Consider the following 17,099-nt stretch of genomic DNA (forward strand, 5'->3'; position numbering starts at 1 on the left):
GATGACCTGGACCCGCGCGCGCTCCACGACCGGGCTCGCCGCCGCTCTGCACCGGTGGGAGCGGGTTGGCCGACGATCTTTGCCGATCGACGGATTCGAATTGGTTCGACTACCCGGACAGGCCCGCCGCGGCCTGTACCTCGCGGCGAATCACGTCCCGGTCCTCGAACCGGACGGCCATATCCTCGCCTGGTCGGCGGCGCCGGATCGGTCCAGCATCGCGGTCCAGCTCGCCGCGAGCGCCGACGAAGACGCGGCTCTGGTGATCGTCGACGTCGCATCCGGCACAACCATCGAATTCGGCGACGTCCGATGTCGCTACGACCCGATGCTCTGGGACCGGACGTCGTCGCGACTCTCAGTGGTCGCTGAGGGCAGTCTGGTCGACGTCGATGTCCCCGGGGAACGGGTCGCCGGTGTTGACGTACTGCCGGTGGGCCGATGGAGACTGTTTCCCGGCGGTGAAGACGGGTTGCTGGCCCACAGTCGACCTGGCAGACCGACGACGATCCTCGACCGGTCGACGAAGACAGAGATCGCTCAGGCCCGAGCCGTCACCACGATCGTCGACTGCGACGGTGCTGCGGTGTACGGCGACGGTCGTGGTCTGCACGCGATCGCCCCCGCGAGCGGTCGACGCCTCTGGGACTGGTGCGACCCGGACATCACCCCGACGGGTATCGCCGTGTCCGGGGACCGGCTGCTCGTCGCGGGCGTCCGAGCCGGCCGCGGCGTTCTTGCGGAGGTCGTCTCCGGCGTCCAGATCGACGAGATCGACCCGGAGGATTCCCTCGGTCCGGTGACCGTCAGCGCGGTGGCCGCCGCGCACGATGGGTTCGTGGTGCTGGTCGAATCCTTTACCCGGCCGCCGACACCGATTCGGCTCGACGATGTCCGAGGTGGCCGGCGTCCCGCGTCCCCAACGTCCACCCGCTGGCTGACCGTCCCGGCCGACGACGGCACCGACCTTTCGGTGGCGGTCGCCGCTCCAGCCGGAGACGACCGTCCACGGCCGATGATCCTGACCTGCTATGGAGGGTTCGGACAGTGCGCTCTACCGGAGTTCGAGCCGACCGCGGCCGCCTGGGTCGAATCCGGTCGATCGTATGCGGTGGCACAGGTCCGGGGCGGCGGTGAGCGCGGAGCCGCGTGGCGGGCGGCCGGCTACGGTCCACGTAAACGCCGCGGAGTCGACGACCTGACGTGCGTCGCGCGGGGGCTCGTGGAATCCGGCCTCACGACGCCCGACCTGCTTGTGCTCGCAGGCGCGTCTCACGGGGGAGTCCTGGCCGCATCGTCCGCGTTCGGCGCCCCCGACACGTGCGCGGCCGTCGTCGCGACCGCGGCGCCCCTCGACCTGACCAGACTCGACGAGCACCCGCTCGGACATCGGTGGGCGGACGAGTTCGGCGCGGACGGAACGGTTGCCGGGGACGCACGCCTGGCGTCGTTGTCTCCATTGCATCGAGCTGGCCGGCTCGCTCGGGCAGACAACGTGCCTGCGTTCCTCGGCATCGTCCTCGGCGAGGACACCCGGGTCGCGGCCGACGCCACCCGCCGCGTGGTCGATACGCTCCGCGACGTCGGCGGCGACGCCGAACTCTGGCGACGCGACGACGCGGGCCACGGCGGCAATCATTTGGACGCACTGCACGCGATGGGTGCGCGACTGCTCGCGTTCGCCGCCGACACGACGTGCGAGGCCGACGCATGACGGCGACGATCCGCACGCGGATCCTGCTGCCCGTCCTCATCCTCGCGCTCCCGCTGGTGGTCATCGGTTCGGCGAGCATCGGAACCATCGACGTGTCCGTCGGGGAGGCGGCCCGGGTGATCGTCGGCCACCTGATCCCGGGTATGCCGTGGATGTCTGACGGATCGCTTTCAGCTGTTCAAGACAGTGCCGTCTGGGATTTTCGGCTGCCGAGGACGTTGCTGGCGGTGCTCACCGGAGCCGCGCTGGCGTTGGCCGGCGCACTCATGCAGGCCGTGGTGCACAATCCGCTCGCTGAGCCGTACATCCTTGGGGTCTCGGCAGGCGCGGGGGTCGGCGCGGTGAGTGCCATCGTCTTCGGCGTCGGCAGTGCGGTCGGGATCGGTGGGGTGGGGATCAGCGCGTCGGCGTTCTTCGGTGCGTTGGTCGCGACCGTGGCCGTCTATCTGCTCGCTAGCAAGTCCGGTCGTATCGCGCCGCAACGACTGATCTTGGCGGGGGTGGCGCTCGGCGCCTTCCTGTCGGCGATCACGAGCTATCTCACCGTGTCGACGGACGCGCAGAACGTCTACTCGATCATGTTCTTCCTGCTCGGTTCGGTCTCCGCCGCCACCATGGGCCATCTCGTCCTGCCCGCGGTCGCACTCGGCGCCGTCGGCCTGTTCGCGGCGCTGCGAGCGAAATCGCTCAACGCGTTACTCGTCGGCGACGACGCGGCGTCATCGTTCGGGGTCGACGTGAATCGGTTGCGGACTGTGGTCCTCGTCGCGTCGGCGCTGCTGACCGGCTCGGTGGTCGCAGTATCCGGCGGCATCGGTTTCGTCGGACTCGTTGTCCCCCACGTGGCACGGATCGTGGTCGGATCCGATCATCGGCGGATGCTGCCGGTGGCGGTATCCGGCGGTGCGGTGTTTCTCGCGGTGTGCGACCTCGCGGCACGCACCGTGGCTCAACCGACCGAAGTTCCGTTGGGTGTGCTCACCGCGATTGTTGGAGCACCGTTCTTCCTCTGGCTGCTGCGTCGAGACAGCGCGGATGCGGTGGGGGTCGGCCGATGAGAGTCGATGTTCAGGGACTCGGTGTCCGTCGATCCGGAAGTCTGGTCGTCGAGGCAGTCGATCTGTCGGCCTCTGCCGGGACGGTGCTCGGTGTGATCGGGCCGAACGGCAGCGGCAAATCGACAATGCTGCGCGCGGTAGCGGGTCTGATACCGATCGTGACCGGCCGCGTCGAGGTCGGCGGCACGGATGTGACGGCGTTGTCTCGTCGCGATCTGGCCCGCCGTATCGCCGTGATGGCGCAGGAGAGCGCCGGCGAGTTCGATATGACGGTCCGCGACCTGGTGCTGCTCGGTCGTCTCCCACATGGACGAGGGTTCGGACGCGACTCGGCGCATGACGTCGACGTGGCCGCCGACAGTCTCGACCGGGTCGGCGGCCGCGAGTTGGCCGGTCGGTCCGTCGCGACGTTGTCCGGCGGGGAACGTCAGCGAGTGATGCTCGCGCGCGCCCTCGCTCAGGAGACCCCGATCCTCGTGCTCGACGAGCCGACGAATCATCTCGATATCGCGCATCGACTAGACCTGCTCGCCCTGATCCGCGAGACGGGTCGGACTGTGCTCATGGCGCTGCACGACCTCGATCTCGTCGACGCGGTCTGCGACGAGGTCGCGGTCCTCGACGGCGGTCGCCTCGTAGCGCACGGGCGACCGGCCGACGTGATGAGCGTCGATTTGCTGCACAGCGTGTTCGGTGTGGCCGCGACCCCCGTGGCGCATCCGGTCACCGGTCGCCGCCACCTCATCTTCGACAGGCCGACTGACCCGACCGGCGGCCGCACCCCACCTAGCGGAACCCCAATGACGGAATCCCAGCAGAAGTATCCCAGCAGAATTCCAGTAGAGGAAGCGAAATCTCCATGACATCACTCAGACCTGTTGCCATCCGATCGTCCCGAATGTTCGGCGCGGCGACCGCGGCCCTCGGCGTCGCCTTCCTGGCCGCATGCGGCGCTGGAGTCGAATCGGATACGGTCTCGGCCGAGGGGGGCTCCGCTGTCACGATCACCGACTGCGGACGCGACCTCACCTTCGCGTCGACGCCGAAGCGGGTCGTCGGCATGATGCCGACGCAGACCGATCTGCTTCTTCGGCTCGGGCTCGGTGACCGTCTCGTCGGACAGGCGCAGACGTCGGTCTCCGACTTGCCGCCGGACGTCGCGGCGCAAGCGCGGAACGTCCCCGTCCTCAGTGCCGATGCGCCGCCCTCACGCGAAACCCTCCTCGAGGTGGAGCCGGACCTGGTGGTCGCGCCGACATCCTACGAGTTCACCGCCGAACAGGGTTTCGCCGACGTCGGCCAGATCGAACGCAGCGGCGCGCACGCCTATATCGCTGCCGGCGGGTGCGCCGACCGTCGGAGTACCGCGAAGGTCACTGACGTGCTCACTGACATCGACAATCTCGGGAAGGTGATGCGGGTGCCCGATGCCGCCACCCGCCTCGCCGACGACAGTCGGCGACGTCTGGCCGCGGTCGATACGGCGATCGACGGCCGATCCCGGCCGACGGTGGCGCAGCTGTATGTCGAAGGCAATTCGCTCACCGCGATCGGTGCGGGCGTCGAAGCCGACATCATCGACCGCGCGGGCGGGGCGAACGTCTTCGATCCGAAGTCGCCCGAGTTCGCCGACTTCTTCGCCGCCGAGATCAACCCGGAGGAGATCATTTCGCGTGATCCGCAGGTCATCGTCTTCGGGGTCACCGACGCTCGCCACGAGCAGCGCACGCGGGACTACCTGCAACGCAGATTCGGCAGCCTCGGCGCGGTTCGAGACGGCAGACTCATCGCGGTGGCGGAGAGCGATCTGCACCCCGGCTCGCTCGGCAACATCGGCGCGGTGGAGAAGATCGCGCGGGGCCTGCACCCCGACGTGTTCTAGGTCCGGATGGACGACGCCCAGCGTCGACGCGAAAGCGAGAGTTCGAATCAGTGTGAGCGCAATGCCGTTCTACGTTGAGGTGCAGCTCGCACGTTGTTAGCGTCATCGCGTGAACTCGGAGAAGACCCATCGGCGCATGCGGCGTCCGCGCCGGACAATCGGCTGCCTCGCGGTCGTCGCGGCACTCGTCGCCTCGGTCGCGGCGTGCGGCGGCGGATCGACGGACGAGCCGGGCGGCATCGACATATCGTCGGGCAGCCGGCACGTTAACCTCGCCGCGTACGCCGTCCCGAAAGTCGGCTTCGACATGGTGATCCCCGCGTTCCGTGAGACACCCGAAGGTCACGACATCGGCTTCTCCCAGTCGTACGGCGCGTCCGGTGACCAGTCGCGTAAGGCCGCCCGCGGACTGCCCGTCGATGTCGTCAACTTCTCCGTGGCGCCCGACGTGACGCGTCTGGTCAAGGCGGGAGTCGTCGACGAGGACTGGGAGGACCAACACCCGAACAAGTCGGTCGCGTTCGGTTCGGTCGTCGCGCTCGTCGTCCGCGAGGGTAATCCGAAGAACATCCACTCCTGGAATGATCTGCTCAAGCCGGGAGTCGAGGTCGTCACCCCGAACCCCGGCAGCTCCGGTTCGGCCAAATGGAATCTCCTCGCGCCGTACGCTGCGACGAGCGACGCCGGGAAGAACCCGGATGCCGGTCTCGGGTACGTCCGGGACCTGGTGCGCGACCACATTCACGTGCTCCCGAAGTCGGGACGTGAGGCGACTACGACGTTCCAGCAGGGGCAGGGCGACGTGCTGATCAGCTACGAGAACGAGGCGATCATGCTCGAACGGGGCAACGCGAGCGCGCCTGCGTCGCAGCGTGTCGAGTACATGGTTCCGTCGAACACGTTCCGCATCGACAATCCGGTCGCCGTTGTCAATACGAGCAAAGACTTGGATGCGGCGCGGACCTTCGTCGACTACCTGTTCACTCCGCCCGCGCAGCGGCTGTGGGCGAAGGCCGGTTTCCGGCCGACCGATCCTACGGTCGCAGCCCAGACCAGAGGCGACTTCCCGGGCGACATCTCACGGCTGACGACGATCGAGGATCTCGGTGGCTGGAAGGACGTCGACAAGAAGCTGTTCGGATCCGACGGCGCCATCACCGCCATCTACGACGAGGAGGCGGGCAGTTGAGTACCGCAGAGACCACTGAGGTCCCCGCCGGGATCAGCAAGGGGCGTCGGACGAGCACCGGGCTGACCGTCGGCGTCGCCGGACTGTGGCTGAGCATCATCGTGCTGCTGCCGTTGGCGGCGATCGCCGCCCAGTCGTTCGACGACGGGCCGGCCGGATTCTGGGACGCGGTCACCGCGAGACCTGCACTGCAGTCCCTCGGCATCACCGTGGTCGTGTCGCTCGTCGTCGCGATCATCAACGTCGTCTTCGGCACGTTGATCGCGTGGGTTCTCGTCCGCGACGAGTTTCCCGGCAAGGGGTTCGTCAACGCGATCATCGACTTGCCGTTCGCGCTGCCGACGATCGTCGCGAGCCTCGTGCTCCTGTCGCTGTACGGGCCTAACAGCCCGATCGACATCCACCTGTCGGCGACTCAGCCCGCGCTGGTCATCGCGTTGACGTTCGTGACGCTGCCGTTCGTCGTCCGACAGGTGCAGCCGGTCCTCATGGAACTCGACCACAGCGTCGAAGAAGCCGCATCGGTGCTCGGTGCGAGCAACCGGGTCATTTGGACCAAGATCGTCCTCCCGGCCCTGCTGCCGTCGATCCTGACCGGTGCGGGTCTCGCCTTCACTCGCGCGATCGGCGAGTTCGGTTCGGTCGTTCTGATCGGCGGCAACATCCCGGGTAAGACGCAGGTGTCGTCGCAGTACATTCAGCAGCAGATCGAGGTCGACGAGCCGGTCAACGCGGCCGCTGTCTCGGTCGCTCTGTTGGTGATCGCTTTCGTCGTCCTGTTCGTTCTGCGCGTCGTCTCGCGCATCCAGACCCGTCGGGAGGGCTCGGAGTAATGATCGTGTCGAGATGGACGCGGCTTGGGCTGCGCAGTATCGCTTTGATCTATCTGTTCGTTCTCCTACTTGTTCCGGTCGGCCTGATCTTCTGGCGGTCGTTCGAGCACGGCTTCGGCCAGTTCTGGGAGTGGATCACCACGCCCGCCGCGATCTCGGCATTGCAGCTGTCGCTGTTGATCGTTGTGATCGTCGTCCCGCTCAATGTGATTTTCGGTGTGGTGACGGCACTCGCGCTTGCCCGCGGACGTTTCCGCGGCAAGGGAATTCTGCAGGCGGTCGTCGATCTGCCGTTCGCTGTTTCCCCGGTGGTCGTCGGCGTTGCGTTGATCGCCTTGTGGGGCGCGGACGGTTGGTTCGGCGGTCTCGAGTCGCTTGGCATCCGGATAATCTTCGGCCTACCGGGCATGGTGTTGGCGACGACGTTCGTGACGTTGCCGTTCGTGGTGCGCGAAGTGGAACCGGTGCTCCGGGAGATCGGTACCGAACAGGAAGAGGCCGCCGCGACGCTCGGCGCCACGGGATGGCAGACGTTCTGGCGGATCACCCTGCCCGCCATCCGGTGGGGCCTGACCTACGGTGTGGTGCTGACCGTGGCTCGCGCACTCGGCGAGTACGGCGCCGTCACCATGGTGTCGTCGAACTTTCCAGGCGTCTCCCAGACGCTGACTCTGTTGGTGCACTCTCGGTACACCGATGACTACAACGAGTTCGGCGCGTACGCAGCCGCGACTCTGCTGATGCTGGTGGCGATCGTCGTGCTGGTCGTCATGACCATCGTCGAACGACGCGTACAAGGACGGGTGGCCGACGCGAGCGCGTCGATCGTCGAAGAGGAGAAGAACTGACATGTCCATCTCGGTGATCGGTGCTAATAAGAGGTACGGGGAGTTCGCGGCGCTCGACAATGTGTCGATCGACATCCCGGAGGGGTCTCTGACGTCGCTTCTCGGGCCGTCGGGGTCCGGCAAGTCGACGCTGCTGCGGGCGATCGCAGGCCTGGACACGCTCGATTCGGGCACGGTCAAGATCAACGATCGTGACGTGTCGAAGGCGTCGCCGCAGCAACGCGACATCGGTTTCGTGTTCCAGCATTACGCGGCGTTCAAACATCTGACGGTGCGCGAGAACATCGCGTTCGGGCTGAAGATCCGCAAGCGGCCGAAGAACGAGATCGAGAACAAGGTCGACGAACTGCTGGAGATCGTCGGATTGACCGTCTTCCAGAAACGGTACCCGGCGCAGTTGTCCGGCGGTCAGCGGCAGCGGATGGCGTTGGCGCGGGCACTGGCCGTCGACCCGCAGGTGCTGTTGCTCGATGAGCCGTTCGGGGCGCTTGACGCGAAGGTTCGTGAAGACCTGCGTAGATGGTTGCGGAAGCTGCACGACGAGGTTCACGTCACCACGGTGCTCGTCACGCACGATCAGCAGGAGGCGTTGGACGTCTCCGACCGGATCGCGATCCTCAATAAGGGGCGGATCGAACAGATCGGCGCGCCGGACGAACTCTACGACCACCCGGACAACGTGTTCGTCGCGTCGTTCCTCGGTTCGGTGTCCAAGTTGAACGGCGAATTGGTCCGTCCGCACGACATCCGGTTGGGGCGGACGCCGGAGATGGTGTTCCCTGGGCCGGACTCGTCATTGGACACCGGAGTCGTCAAAGCCGAGATTCTCCGGGTGGTGAATCTCGGCTTCGAGACGCGTGTCGAGTTGAAGGCTGCGACGACGGGCGAGGAGTTCTTGGCGCAGATCACGCGTGGCGACCAGAACGCGTTGAATCTCCTCGCGGGCGAGGAGATCTACGCGCGGGCGACCAAGGTTCCCGAACTGGATTGACGAACGGCTACCGTCCCGCGGTGCAGGCCCATGCCCGGATGTGGGAGCCGGGACCTGCTTGACGTTTGGCCGCGCGCTGGGCGCCGGCCCGGGTCGCATAGCCGCGGGCGGTTCCGACGCGAGTCCGCGTCGAGGTGAACTTGTAGGCCGCGGCACCGCACGAGCGGTAGAACGTGAACCAACCGCAGTTCGATCCGCAGCGTGCTTTCGCTGCACGTTGCGCACCGTTCTGGGTGTGGTAGTTCACGGCGTACGCGGTCCGCCCGTTGTAGTTCCAGGCGATGGCACCCCAGTAGTTGCTGGCGGCGTCCGCGGTAGGGGCGGCGCCGGGAAGCATGGTTGCGCCGGTGGCGAGCGATGCCGTGATCGCGAATGCTGCGAAGAACTGACGAAGTTTCATGCGATGACAATACTCAGGTGATGCTCAGGTTCGCCTACTCGGACACGGCATATGTCGGTCGTTCGATATACCCGCGGGGAGACGGACCCCGGATTGGCAGTCTGCGCAGCTGCGGAATCGGTGGGGCAGACTGGGAGCCGACCGCACCGCAACTCCTTGGAGGTTCCATGCCGATCGACCCGAAAACGCAGGCTCTGCTCGACGCGATAGCGGGTGCGACGCCGATGCACGAGATGACGGTCGAACAGGCGCGGCGTGCGTTCGACAAGATGAGCGTGCGGTCGGGTCTGCCGCCGGTCGAGGTCGGTGAGGTCGTCGAGCGGACGATTCCGGGGCCTGCGGGCGACATCGCGGTTCGCGTCTACACACCGGAGGGGGACGGACCTTTCCCGGTGCTCGTCTATTTCCCCGGTGGTGGGTTCGTTGTCGGCTCGCCGGAGTCGGTGCACGGCCCGTGCACGATCTGGTGTGCTCAAGTCGGCGCGGTCGTCGTCTCGGTCGACTATCGAAAAGGACCGGAAAGTGCGTTCCCGGCAGCGTCCGACGACGCGATCGCGGTGACCCGCTGGGTCGGCGATCATGCGGCCGAGTTGGGTGGCGATCCGTCGCGCATCGCCGTGGCGGGCGACAGTGCGGGCGGCACTCTGGCCGCTGTCGTCGCGATCGACGCCCGTGACAATCGACGCAGGCTGGCCGGGCAGGTGCTGATCTACCCGGCGGCGGACATCTCCAAGCCGTATCCGTCGCTCAAGGAGAACGGAGAGGGTAAGTTCCTCACGGTCGACTTGCTGCGCTGGTTCGGCAAGAACTATCCGTCCGACCCAAAGGATTGGCGGGCGTCGCCGATGCTCGTCGACGACTTGTCGGGGGCGGCGCCCGCTTTCGTCGTAACCGCCGAATACGATCCGATCCGCGACCAGGGCGAGGCGTACGCACAGCGTCTCGCCGATGCGGGCGTCCCGGTTCAGGCTCGCCGCTACGACGGGCAGATCCACGCCTTCGTCGCCAATCTTGCCGGCGTCGCAAGCCTCGGCAAGACCGCCGTCGACGACATCGGCGAATACCTCGACGGGATCTTCCACGACCAGTGACGGAAAGCTACACCGAGACTGTCGTCGCGTGCTGCACGTACGACGCGGCGATGGCGTCGATCAATGCCGGATGAGCGCCGACCGGGCCCGCGACTACGGCGGGCGAGTCGAGCGCATCGAGGGCATGTTCCACGCGTTCGGTGAGGAGCCCGGCCGACAGGAACAGTGGGCTCAACGCGACCCGCGCACAGCCGCGGGCTAGCAGGGAGCCGACGGCGTTTCGCACCGCTGCTCCGTCACGCCCGATCCGTGTCGCGAACACCAACTCGACGGGCTGCCCGAGTGTCGAGGCGAGTTCATCGGCGCGGGCCGAGATCGACGCGTCCGATCCAGGATCGGAGGAGCCGACGGCGATCATGAGGACTCCGTCGTCGCCACGCAAGCCTGCCTCGGTGAGGCGGTCGACGAGGACCGGGACCGGCGAATGGACGCCGACGACGTCGGTCTGGCGCACCGACAGCGACGAGTTCGACGCACACGCGTCCGCGACGATGCCCGGCAAGTCGACCTTGCCGTGGAAACCATTGCCGAACAGCAGCGGAACGACGACAACCGCACCGGACAGCCCAGCGAGGACGTCGCCGATCAGCGGCGCGGTCAAATCGAGATAGGCCGATTCGACGCGCACGCCGGGCAGCGCGACGCGGACCGTGTCGGCCACCCGGCGGGCGGTCGCATCGAATCGAGGGTCTCGGCTGCCGTGCGAGGCCAGCACGAGAGTGGGCGCCATCAGACTGCTGCAGCCTCGGGCAGGTGCAGCGGTGCCAGCGCGTCCCCGATAAGTCCGGCTCCGAGCGTATTGCCGCCCTGCGGGTCGATGATCAGGAAGCTGCCCGACTCCCGGTCGACCTGGTAGTCGTCGGCGGCGATCGGCTCGGCCGTCATCAGTGAGATGCGTCCGATCTGGTTGAGCTCCACCGTTTCCGGCGCGTCGATCACGGTCAGATTCTGCTCGTCGAACAGTGCGTCGAGGGACCCGATGATGACCTGCGTCGTCCTCGTACCGTGCTTGAGAAGCAGCCGTGCGCCCGGGCGCAACGCCTTCTCGGCCAGCCAGCAGACTGTGGCGGTGAACTGCTGCGCGGCTTCGGGTGCGTCGCCCACCGATGCGATGAGGTCGCCGCGCGAGACGTCGATGTCGTCGGTTAGCAGCAGGGTGACGCTACGTCCGGTATGTGCCGTCTGCAGTTCGCCGTCCGCCGTATCGATCTTGGCGATCGTCGAACGGACGCCCGACGGCTGGACGACGATCTCGTCGCCGACCGATACCCGACCGGCCGCGATCTGGCCGGCGTACCCGCGGTAATCCAAGTACTCGGGCGTGCGGGGACGGATCACGTACTGCACCGGAAAGCGAAGTCCGACATCGCTGCGGTCGATCACGTTCGGCACCGTCTCCAGGTGCTCGATCAGGGTCGGCCCGTCGTAGTACGGCGTGTTCTCCGACCTGATGGCGACGTTGTCGCCGTGCAGAGCTGATACCGGGATCTCCTGCACCTGATCTGGCGTGTAGCCGAGCGCCGCGGTGACCGAGTTGAAGTCGGCCGAGATCTGCGCGAACACCTCGGCGGCATTGTCGACGAGATCGATCTTGTTGACCGCCAATACCAGGCGCGGCACACCGAGTAGTGCCATGACCGCCGCGTGGCGCCGAGTCTGCGCGACCACACCGCTGCGGGCGTCGACGAGCAGGATCACGAGTTGCGCGGTGGATGCGCCGGACACCGTGTTGCGGGTGTACTGGACGTGGCCGGGGGTGTCGGCGAGGACGAACGACCGGTTCGGCGTCGCGAAGTAACGGTAGGCGACGTCGATCGTGATGCCCTGCTCACGCTCGGCGCGCAGACCGTCGACCAGCAGAGACAAATCGGGAGTGTCCATACCGCGGTCGACGGAAGCTTTGGTGACGGCGTCGATCTGGTCGGCGAGCACCGACTTCGTGTCGAACAGGAGACGGCCGACGAGTGTCGACTTGCCGTCGTCGACGCTGCCCGCCGTCGCGATGCGGAGTAGGTCCGGGGCGGGCGCAGCCGAGGCCTGGGCGACCCCCGTGTTCGATGCAGTCATCAGAAATATCCTTCACGCTTGCGGTCTTCCATGGCGGCCTCGGAGACACGGTCGTCGCCACGGGTGGCACCGCGCTCGGTGAGGCGCGACGCTGCGACCTCGGCCAGAACGGACTCATTGTCGGCGGCCTCCGACAGGACGGCCCCGGTGGTGGAGCCGTCGCCGACGGTGCGGTAGCGCACCATGCGGGTGTCGACGGACTCGCCGTCGCGGGGACCACCCCACGGACCGGACGTCATCCACATGCCGTCGCGCTCGTACACCTCACGCTCGTGCGCGTAATACAGCGGGGCGAGGAGGACCTGCTCGCGGGCGATGTACCGCCACACGTCCAGCTCGGTCCAGTTGCTCAGCGGGAACACGCGCACGTGTTCGCCCGGAGCGTGGCGACCGTTGTAGAGGTTCCACAGTTCGGGACGTTGCCGCTTAGGATCCCACTGGCCGAATGCGTTGCGGAGCGAGAAGATCCGCTCCTTGGCGCGGGCACGCTCTTCGTCGCGGCGGGCGCCGCCGAATACCGCGTCGAAACGGTTCTCGGTAATCCCGTCGAGCAGGGGGATGGTCTGCAGCGGGTTGCGAATTCCGTCGGGCCGCTCGGTGAGACGGCCGTCGGCGAGGTAGTCCTCGACCTTGGCGACGTGCAGGCGCAGATTGTGGCGTTCGACGATCTCGTCGCGGAACTTGATGATCTCCGGCAGGTTGTGCCCGGTGTCTACGTGCAGCAGCGAGAACGGCAGCGGGGCCGGCCAGAACGCCTTAAGCGCCAGATGCAGGAGGAGCGTCGAGTCCTTGCCGCCGGAGAACAGGATCACCGGGCGTTCGAACTCGCCCGCGACCTCGCGGAAAATGTGGATCGACTCCGACTCGAGCGCGTCGAGGGTAGTGAATTCGTCAGCCGACGTGTCCACGGCCGTCGGCCGGACGAGCGGAGTGAGAGGGGATTCATCGGAAATGGTCATGACGCGTGCAACCCGCATTCTGTCTTGGTGCGCCCGGCCCAACGGCCGCTGCGCGGATCTTCTCCGGCCTTAGGTTTGACGGTGCACGGCTCGCACCCGATGGAGGGGTAGCCCTCGTCGACCAATGGGTTGACGAGGACGCCGTTCGCGTCGATGTATTCCTGGAACTCTTCGTCCGACCATGCGGCGAGCGGGTTGATCTTGACGAGCCCGAAGCCTTCGTCGAACGAGATCAGCGGCGCATTAGCGCGCGTGGGGGCTTCGACGCGGCGGATACCGGTGATCCAGGCGCTGAACGGTGCGAGCGACGCCTTGAGTGGGACCACCTTGCGCAGTCGGCAGCATTCGCCGGGCTGGGACGCGAACAGGTTCTTGCCGAGCAACTCGTCCTGCTGTTCGACAGTCTGCTCGGGGGTGACATTGATGAGGTCGAGGTCGTACACGGCAGTCACCGCATCGCGGGTGCCGAGGGTCTCGGCGAAGTGGTACCCGGTGTCGAGGAACAGTGCTTTGAGCTGCTGCCCGTCGATCGTCGCCGGGTCGATAGCCTTCTTGGCGACGTCGATGAGGACCGCGTCCTGCATGTTCGCAGCGATCACGAAATCGGTGCCGAAGGTTTCGGCGGTCCACCGGAGCAGTTCCTCGGCGGACGCGTCCGGCCCGAGCTGCTGCGCTCCCGCTTGCGCGATCGCACGCAGTTCGTCGATCGATCGAGCGGACCCGGCTGCCGATCGAGCGGAGTCGAGATCAGTACTCACAATTCCTCCTACCTGAGCTTCTCGTCGTCGGCGCGGACGGCCCACTCGGCGAAGCGTTCGCCGTCGTTGCGCTCGGTGACGAAGTTGCGGACGACGCGCTCGATGTAGTCGGTCGCTTCGGACGCGTAAATCTTGTGTTGACGCAGCTTTCGGCCGAAGCCGCTGTCGAAGCCGAGGCTGCCGCCGAGATGGACTTGGAAGCCTTCGACCGGGGTGCCGTCGTCATCGATGAGCTGGCCCTTGAGACCGATGTCGGCCACCTGGACGCGAGCGCACGAGTTCGGGCATCCGTTGAAGTTGATGGTGATCGGAACGTCGAGGTCTTTGTTGAGTTCGGCGAGGCGGCTCTCCATCTCCGGGACGAGCGCCTGGGATCGGCTGCGGGTTTCGGTGAACGAGAGCTTGCAGTACTCCAGACCCGTGCAGGCGATCAGGTTGCGGCGCCACACCGAGGGACGCGACTGCAGGCCGACGGCGGTGAGCGCCTCGTCGAGACCGGCGATCTTGTCTTCGCTGACGTTGACGACGACGAGCTTCTGGTACGGGGTGAGGCGGACGCTGTCGCTGCCAGCGGTCTCGGCGGCGTCGGCGATCGCGTCGAGAACCACGTCCGAGAGTCGACCGGACACTGCCGAGAAGCCGACCGCGTACTGACCGTTCTTCTGCTTGGTGACGCCGACGTGGTCGATCGGCTGTTTCGGTGCCTCGGGTGCCGGCCCGTCGACGAGCTTGCGGTGCAAGTACTCGTCTTCGAGGACCTGACGGAACTTCTCCGGACCCCAATCCTTCATCAGGAACTTGAGACGCGCCTTGGAACGCAGTCGGCGGTAGCCGTAGTCGCGGAAGATCGCGACGACACCCTCCCAGACGTCCGGGACCTCGTCGAGCGGCACCCACACGCCGAGACGCTTGGCGAGCATCGGGTTGGTCGAGAGGCCGCCGCCGACCCAGAGGTCCAGTCCGGGACCGTGTTCGGGGTGTTCGACGCCGACGAAGCTGACGTCGTTGATCTCGTGGACGACGTCCTGCAACCCGGAGATCGCCGTCTTGAACTTGCGGGGGAGGTTCGAGTACTCGGGGTCGCCGACGTAGCGCCGTTTGATCTCGGCGAGCGCCGGGCTCCCGTCGAGGACCTCGTCGACAGAGAGGCCCGCGAGTGGGGAGCCGAGCATGCCGCGAGGGCAGTCGCCGCACGCTTCGGTGGTCTCGAGGCCGACTTCTTCGAGGCGACGCCAGATCTCCGGGACGTTCTCGATCTCGATCCAGTGGTACTGGATGTTCTGGCGGTCGGTGACGTCGGCGGTGCCGCGGGCGAAGTCGCGCGAGATGCCTGCCAGTGCGCGGACCTGCGGGATGGACAGTTGTCCACCGTCGGTGCGCACACGCATCATGAAGTACGGGGCCTCGAGGATGTCGATGTTGTCATCGTGGGTGTACGTGCCGTCGTAGCCGTCGGCGCGCTGCGTGTACAAGCCCATCCAACGGAAGCGGCCACGGAGATCGGCTTTGTCGATGCCGTCGAACCCGACGTGCTGATACGTGTCGAGGATGCGTCGTCGCACGTTCAGCGGGTTGTCGTCACGCTTGGACTGCTCGTTCGGGTTGAGCGGGGTTCGATAGCCGAGGGCCCACTGGCCCTCGGACTTTCGCTTGGTTGGCCGGGCCCGCTTGCGCGGCGCGGCGGCCTGCGCGGCCTGGTCGGCCGACTCGGTTGACGTGAGCGTCATCGGATCTCCTGATGGCATGCTGCGGACAGGGCAGCACTGCTGTGGGCTGGTACTCAGGGGTGAAGTGACGTGAACTCGGCGTACCGCAAGAGGGCAGCGTAGCCGGAGTGGCCGTCGGTCAGAGCCGACAGAATGCGCTGTTGACGCGCTTGAGATCAATGTGCCGCCGTTCGGCGAGCCACACTCCGGGGAAAGTCACGCTCTCCATCATGCCACGATCCGATGTAACGCGTCTACTTGGGGATATTTTGCCTCACGGTGAGGATTAAGTCCTTTTGTGGGTCGAGCCGGTCCCGTCTGCTGGTCGAACACAGGCGAGACGCCGCGGTGCGTCATCATAGAGGTGTGGCGATCCGACAGGCCCCCGAGGCGCTTTCAGACCAGGCTCTGGCAGCCCTTCATGACGTCGATGAGGGCCGTCCGTTCGGCCTTTACCTGCACGTCCCGTTCTGTGCGACGCGGTGCGGCTACTGCGACTTCAACACCTATACCGCTGGCGAACTAGGTTCGTCATCGTCGCCGCAGTCATGGATGGAGGGGGTTCGCCGGGAACTCGACGCCGCCGCGGAGCTGCTCTCGCCTGTGAGGAAGGTCTCTACAGTATTCGTCGGTGGTGGCACGCCGTCGTTGCTCGGCGGCGACGGTCTCGCAGATCTGCTCGGCGCGGTCCGCGACTCATTCGATCTGGCGCACGGCGCCGAGGTGACGACCGAGTCGAATCCGGAGTCGACGTCGCCGGAGTTCTTCGCGACGCTCCGAGGCGCCGGCTACACCCGGATCTCGCTGGGGATGCAGTCGGCGGCCCGCCACGTCCTGGCGGTCCTGGAACGCACGCATACGCCCGGTCGCGCACTCGCCGCCGCGCGCGAGGCGGCCGACGCCGGGTTCGAACACCTCAACATGGATCTGATCTACGGGACGCCGGGGGAGAGTGACGACGATCTCGCCGCGTCCATCGACGCGGTTCTGTCGGTGCCGATTGATCATGTCTCGGCATACGCATTGATCGTCGAGGACGGAACGGCGTTCGCGAGGAAGGTGCGGCGCGGTGAGGTGCCGATGCCCGACGATGATGTCCTCGCCGCTCGCTACGAGATGCTGGACGAGCGACTCACGCAGGCCGGACTCACGTGGTACGAAGTCTCGAACTGGTCTCGCGCGCAACGGGATTCAGGTCTGCCGGAGACCGAGTCGGCGTGCAGGCACAACGAGATGTATTGGCGAAGCGACGACTGGTGGGGCGTCGGTCCCGGCGCACATTCGCACGTGAGGGGCGTGCGGTGGTGGAACCAGAAGCATCCGGCCACCTATTCGGCGTCGCTGGCGAGCGGCGCATTGCCCGTCGCGGGACACGAGATCCTGACCGCCGAGGACATGCACACCGAGGCGGTGATGCTGCGCTTGCGGATGCGCGACGGGCTGGCCCGCGCTGTACTCGACGATCGTGAGCGCATGCGGGCCGACGTCTCTGTAGCGGCCGGCCTGCTCGTGCGCCGCGGGGACGCTTATGTGCTCACTGATCGCGGGCGGTTGCTCGCCGACGGTGTGGTCCGCGACATCCTCGATTGATCCGCGAGTCGAG

At 66.5% G+C, this 17,099-nt stretch carries 16 protein-coding genes; 10 read left to right on the top strand and 6 right to left on the bottom strand.

The annotated features are described in order from the left end of the window. The first annotated feature begins 1 nt into the window (after nucleotide 1). The 8 genes from MP11Mi_RS13205 to MP11Mi_RS13240 all read left to right on the top strand — a co-directional run bounded on the left by MP11Mi_RS13205 (nucleotide 2) and on the right by MP11Mi_RS13240 (nucleotide 8,515). On the top strand, nucleotides 2-1,714 hold the full coding sequence (locus tag MP11Mi_RS13205; protein ID WP_420039366.1) for a prolyl oligopeptidase family serine peptidase: 1,713 nt from the start codon (nucleotides 2-4) through the stop codon (nucleotides 1,712-1,714). Next, nucleotides 1,711-2,772, top strand: a complete 1,062-nt coding sequence (locus tag MP11Mi_RS13210; RefSeq protein WP_420039367.1) for a FecCD family ABC transporter permease — start codon at nucleotides 1,711-1,713, stop codon at nucleotides 2,770-2,772. The genes MP11Mi_RS13205 and MP11Mi_RS13210 overlap by 4 nt, the downstream gene beginning before the upstream one ends. Further along, on the top strand, nucleotides 2,769-3,635 hold the full coding sequence (locus tag MP11Mi_RS13215; protein ID WP_420039368.1) for an ABC transporter ATP-binding protein: 867 nt from the start codon (nucleotides 2,769-2,771) through the stop codon (nucleotides 3,633-3,635). The genes MP11Mi_RS13210 and MP11Mi_RS13215 overlap by 4 nt, the downstream gene beginning before the upstream one ends. Then, a complete protein-coding gene (locus MP11Mi_RS13220) occupies nucleotides 3,632-4,654 on the top strand; it encodes an ABC transporter substrate-binding protein (RefSeq protein WP_420039369.1) in 1,023 nt (340 codons plus the stop codon). The genes MP11Mi_RS13215 and MP11Mi_RS13220 overlap by 4 nt, the downstream gene beginning before the upstream one ends. Before the next feature lie 136 nt (nucleotides 4,655-4,790). Then, nucleotides 4,791-5,843, top strand: a complete 1,053-nt coding sequence (locus MP11Mi_RS13225) for a sulfate ABC transporter substrate-binding protein (protein ID WP_420042097.1) — start codon at nucleotides 4,791-4,793, stop codon at nucleotides 5,841-5,843. 32 nt (nucleotides 5,844-5,875) lie between these two features. Further along, nucleotides 5,876-6,676: a sulfate ABC transporter permease subunit CysT gene (cysT, locus tag MP11Mi_RS13230; protein ID WP_420712880.1), complete on the top strand. Its 801-nt coding sequence runs from the start codon at nucleotides 5,876-5,878 to the stop codon at nucleotides 6,674-6,676. Further along, entirely contained in the window at nucleotides 6,676-7,524 is an 849-nt protein-coding gene (gene cysW / locus MP11Mi_RS13235) for a sulfate ABC transporter permease subunit CysW (protein WP_420039371.1), read from the top strand. Before cysT ends, cysW begins: the two co-directional genes overlap by 1 nt. 1 nt (nucleotide 7,525) lies before the next feature. Next, entirely contained in the window at nucleotides 7,526-8,515 is a 990-nt protein-coding gene (locus MP11Mi_RS13240; RefSeq protein WP_420039372.1) for a sulfate/molybdate ABC transporter ATP-binding protein, read from the top strand. Between the two features lie 7 nt (nucleotides 8,516-8,522). Here MP11Mi_RS13240 and MP11Mi_RS13245 read toward each other — a convergent pair whose 3' ends face one another. Beyond that, a complete protein-coding gene (locus MP11Mi_RS13245) occupies nucleotides 8,523-8,915 on the bottom strand; it encodes a DUF4189 domain-containing protein (protein ID WP_420039373.1) in 393 nt (130 codons plus the stop codon). Nucleotides 8,916-9,082: 167 nt separating this feature from the next. Between MP11Mi_RS13245 and MP11Mi_RS13250 the strand changes: the two genes are divergently transcribed. Further along, nucleotides 9,083-10,006: an alpha/beta hydrolase gene (locus MP11Mi_RS13250; protein WP_420039374.1), complete on the top strand. Its 924-nt coding sequence runs from the start codon at nucleotides 9,083-9,085 to the stop codon at nucleotides 10,004-10,006. 7 nt (nucleotides 10,007-10,013) lie between these two features. On the opposite strand, the gene MP11Mi_RS13255 is transcribed toward MP11Mi_RS13250, so the two are convergent. The 5 genes from MP11Mi_RS13255 to MP11Mi_RS13275 are packed head-to-tail and all read right to left on the bottom strand — an operon-like array spanning nucleotide 10,014 to nucleotide 15,517. Then, nucleotides 10,014-10,736 (bottom strand): sirohydrochlorin chelatase, encoded by a 723-nt coding sequence (locus MP11Mi_RS13255; protein ID WP_420039375.1) that lies wholly within the window; start codon nucleotides 10,734-10,736, stop codon nucleotides 10,014-10,016. Further along, nucleotides 10,736-12,073, bottom strand: a complete 1,338-nt coding sequence (locus MP11Mi_RS13260) for a sulfate adenylyltransferase subunit 1 (RefSeq protein ID WP_420039376.1) — start codon at nucleotides 12,071-12,073, stop codon at nucleotides 10,736-10,738. Before MP11Mi_RS13260 ends, MP11Mi_RS13255 begins: the two co-directional genes overlap by 1 nt. Beyond that, entirely contained in the window at nucleotides 12,073-13,032 is a 960-nt protein-coding gene (cysD, locus tag MP11Mi_RS13265) for a sulfate adenylyltransferase subunit CysD (protein WP_420712791.1), read from the bottom strand. The genes MP11Mi_RS13260 and cysD overlap by 1 nt, the downstream gene beginning before the upstream one ends. Then, nucleotides 13,029-13,790 carry a phosphoadenylyl-sulfate reductase gene (locus tag MP11Mi_RS13270; protein WP_420039378.1) on the bottom strand — a complete coding sequence of 254 codons (762 nt, stop codon included), beginning with the start codon at nucleotides 13,788-13,790 and terminating at the stop codon, nucleotides 13,029-13,031. The genes cysD and MP11Mi_RS13270 overlap by 4 nt, the downstream gene beginning before the upstream one ends. A gap of 8 nt (nucleotides 13,791-13,798) precedes the next feature. Continuing rightward, nucleotides 13,799-15,517, bottom strand: a complete 1,719-nt coding sequence (locus MP11Mi_RS13275; RefSeq protein WP_420039379.1) for a nitrite/sulfite reductase — start codon at nucleotides 15,515-15,517, stop codon at nucleotides 13,799-13,801. A 387-nt stretch (nucleotides 15,518-15,904) separates the two neighbouring features. Here MP11Mi_RS13275 and hemW point away from each other — a divergent pair, with 387 nt between their 5' ends. Then, nucleotides 15,905-17,086: a radical SAM family heme chaperone HemW gene (hemW, locus tag MP11Mi_RS13280; RefSeq protein ID WP_420042098.1), complete on the top strand. Its 1,182-nt coding sequence runs from the start codon at nucleotides 15,905-15,907 to the stop codon at nucleotides 17,084-17,086. Nucleotides 17,087-17,099 lie beyond the last annotated feature (13 nt).

The organism is Gordonia abscondita (assembly GCF_032711245.1).
GTDB lineage: Bacteria > Actinomycetota > Actinomycetes > Mycobacteriales > Mycobacteriaceae > Gordonia.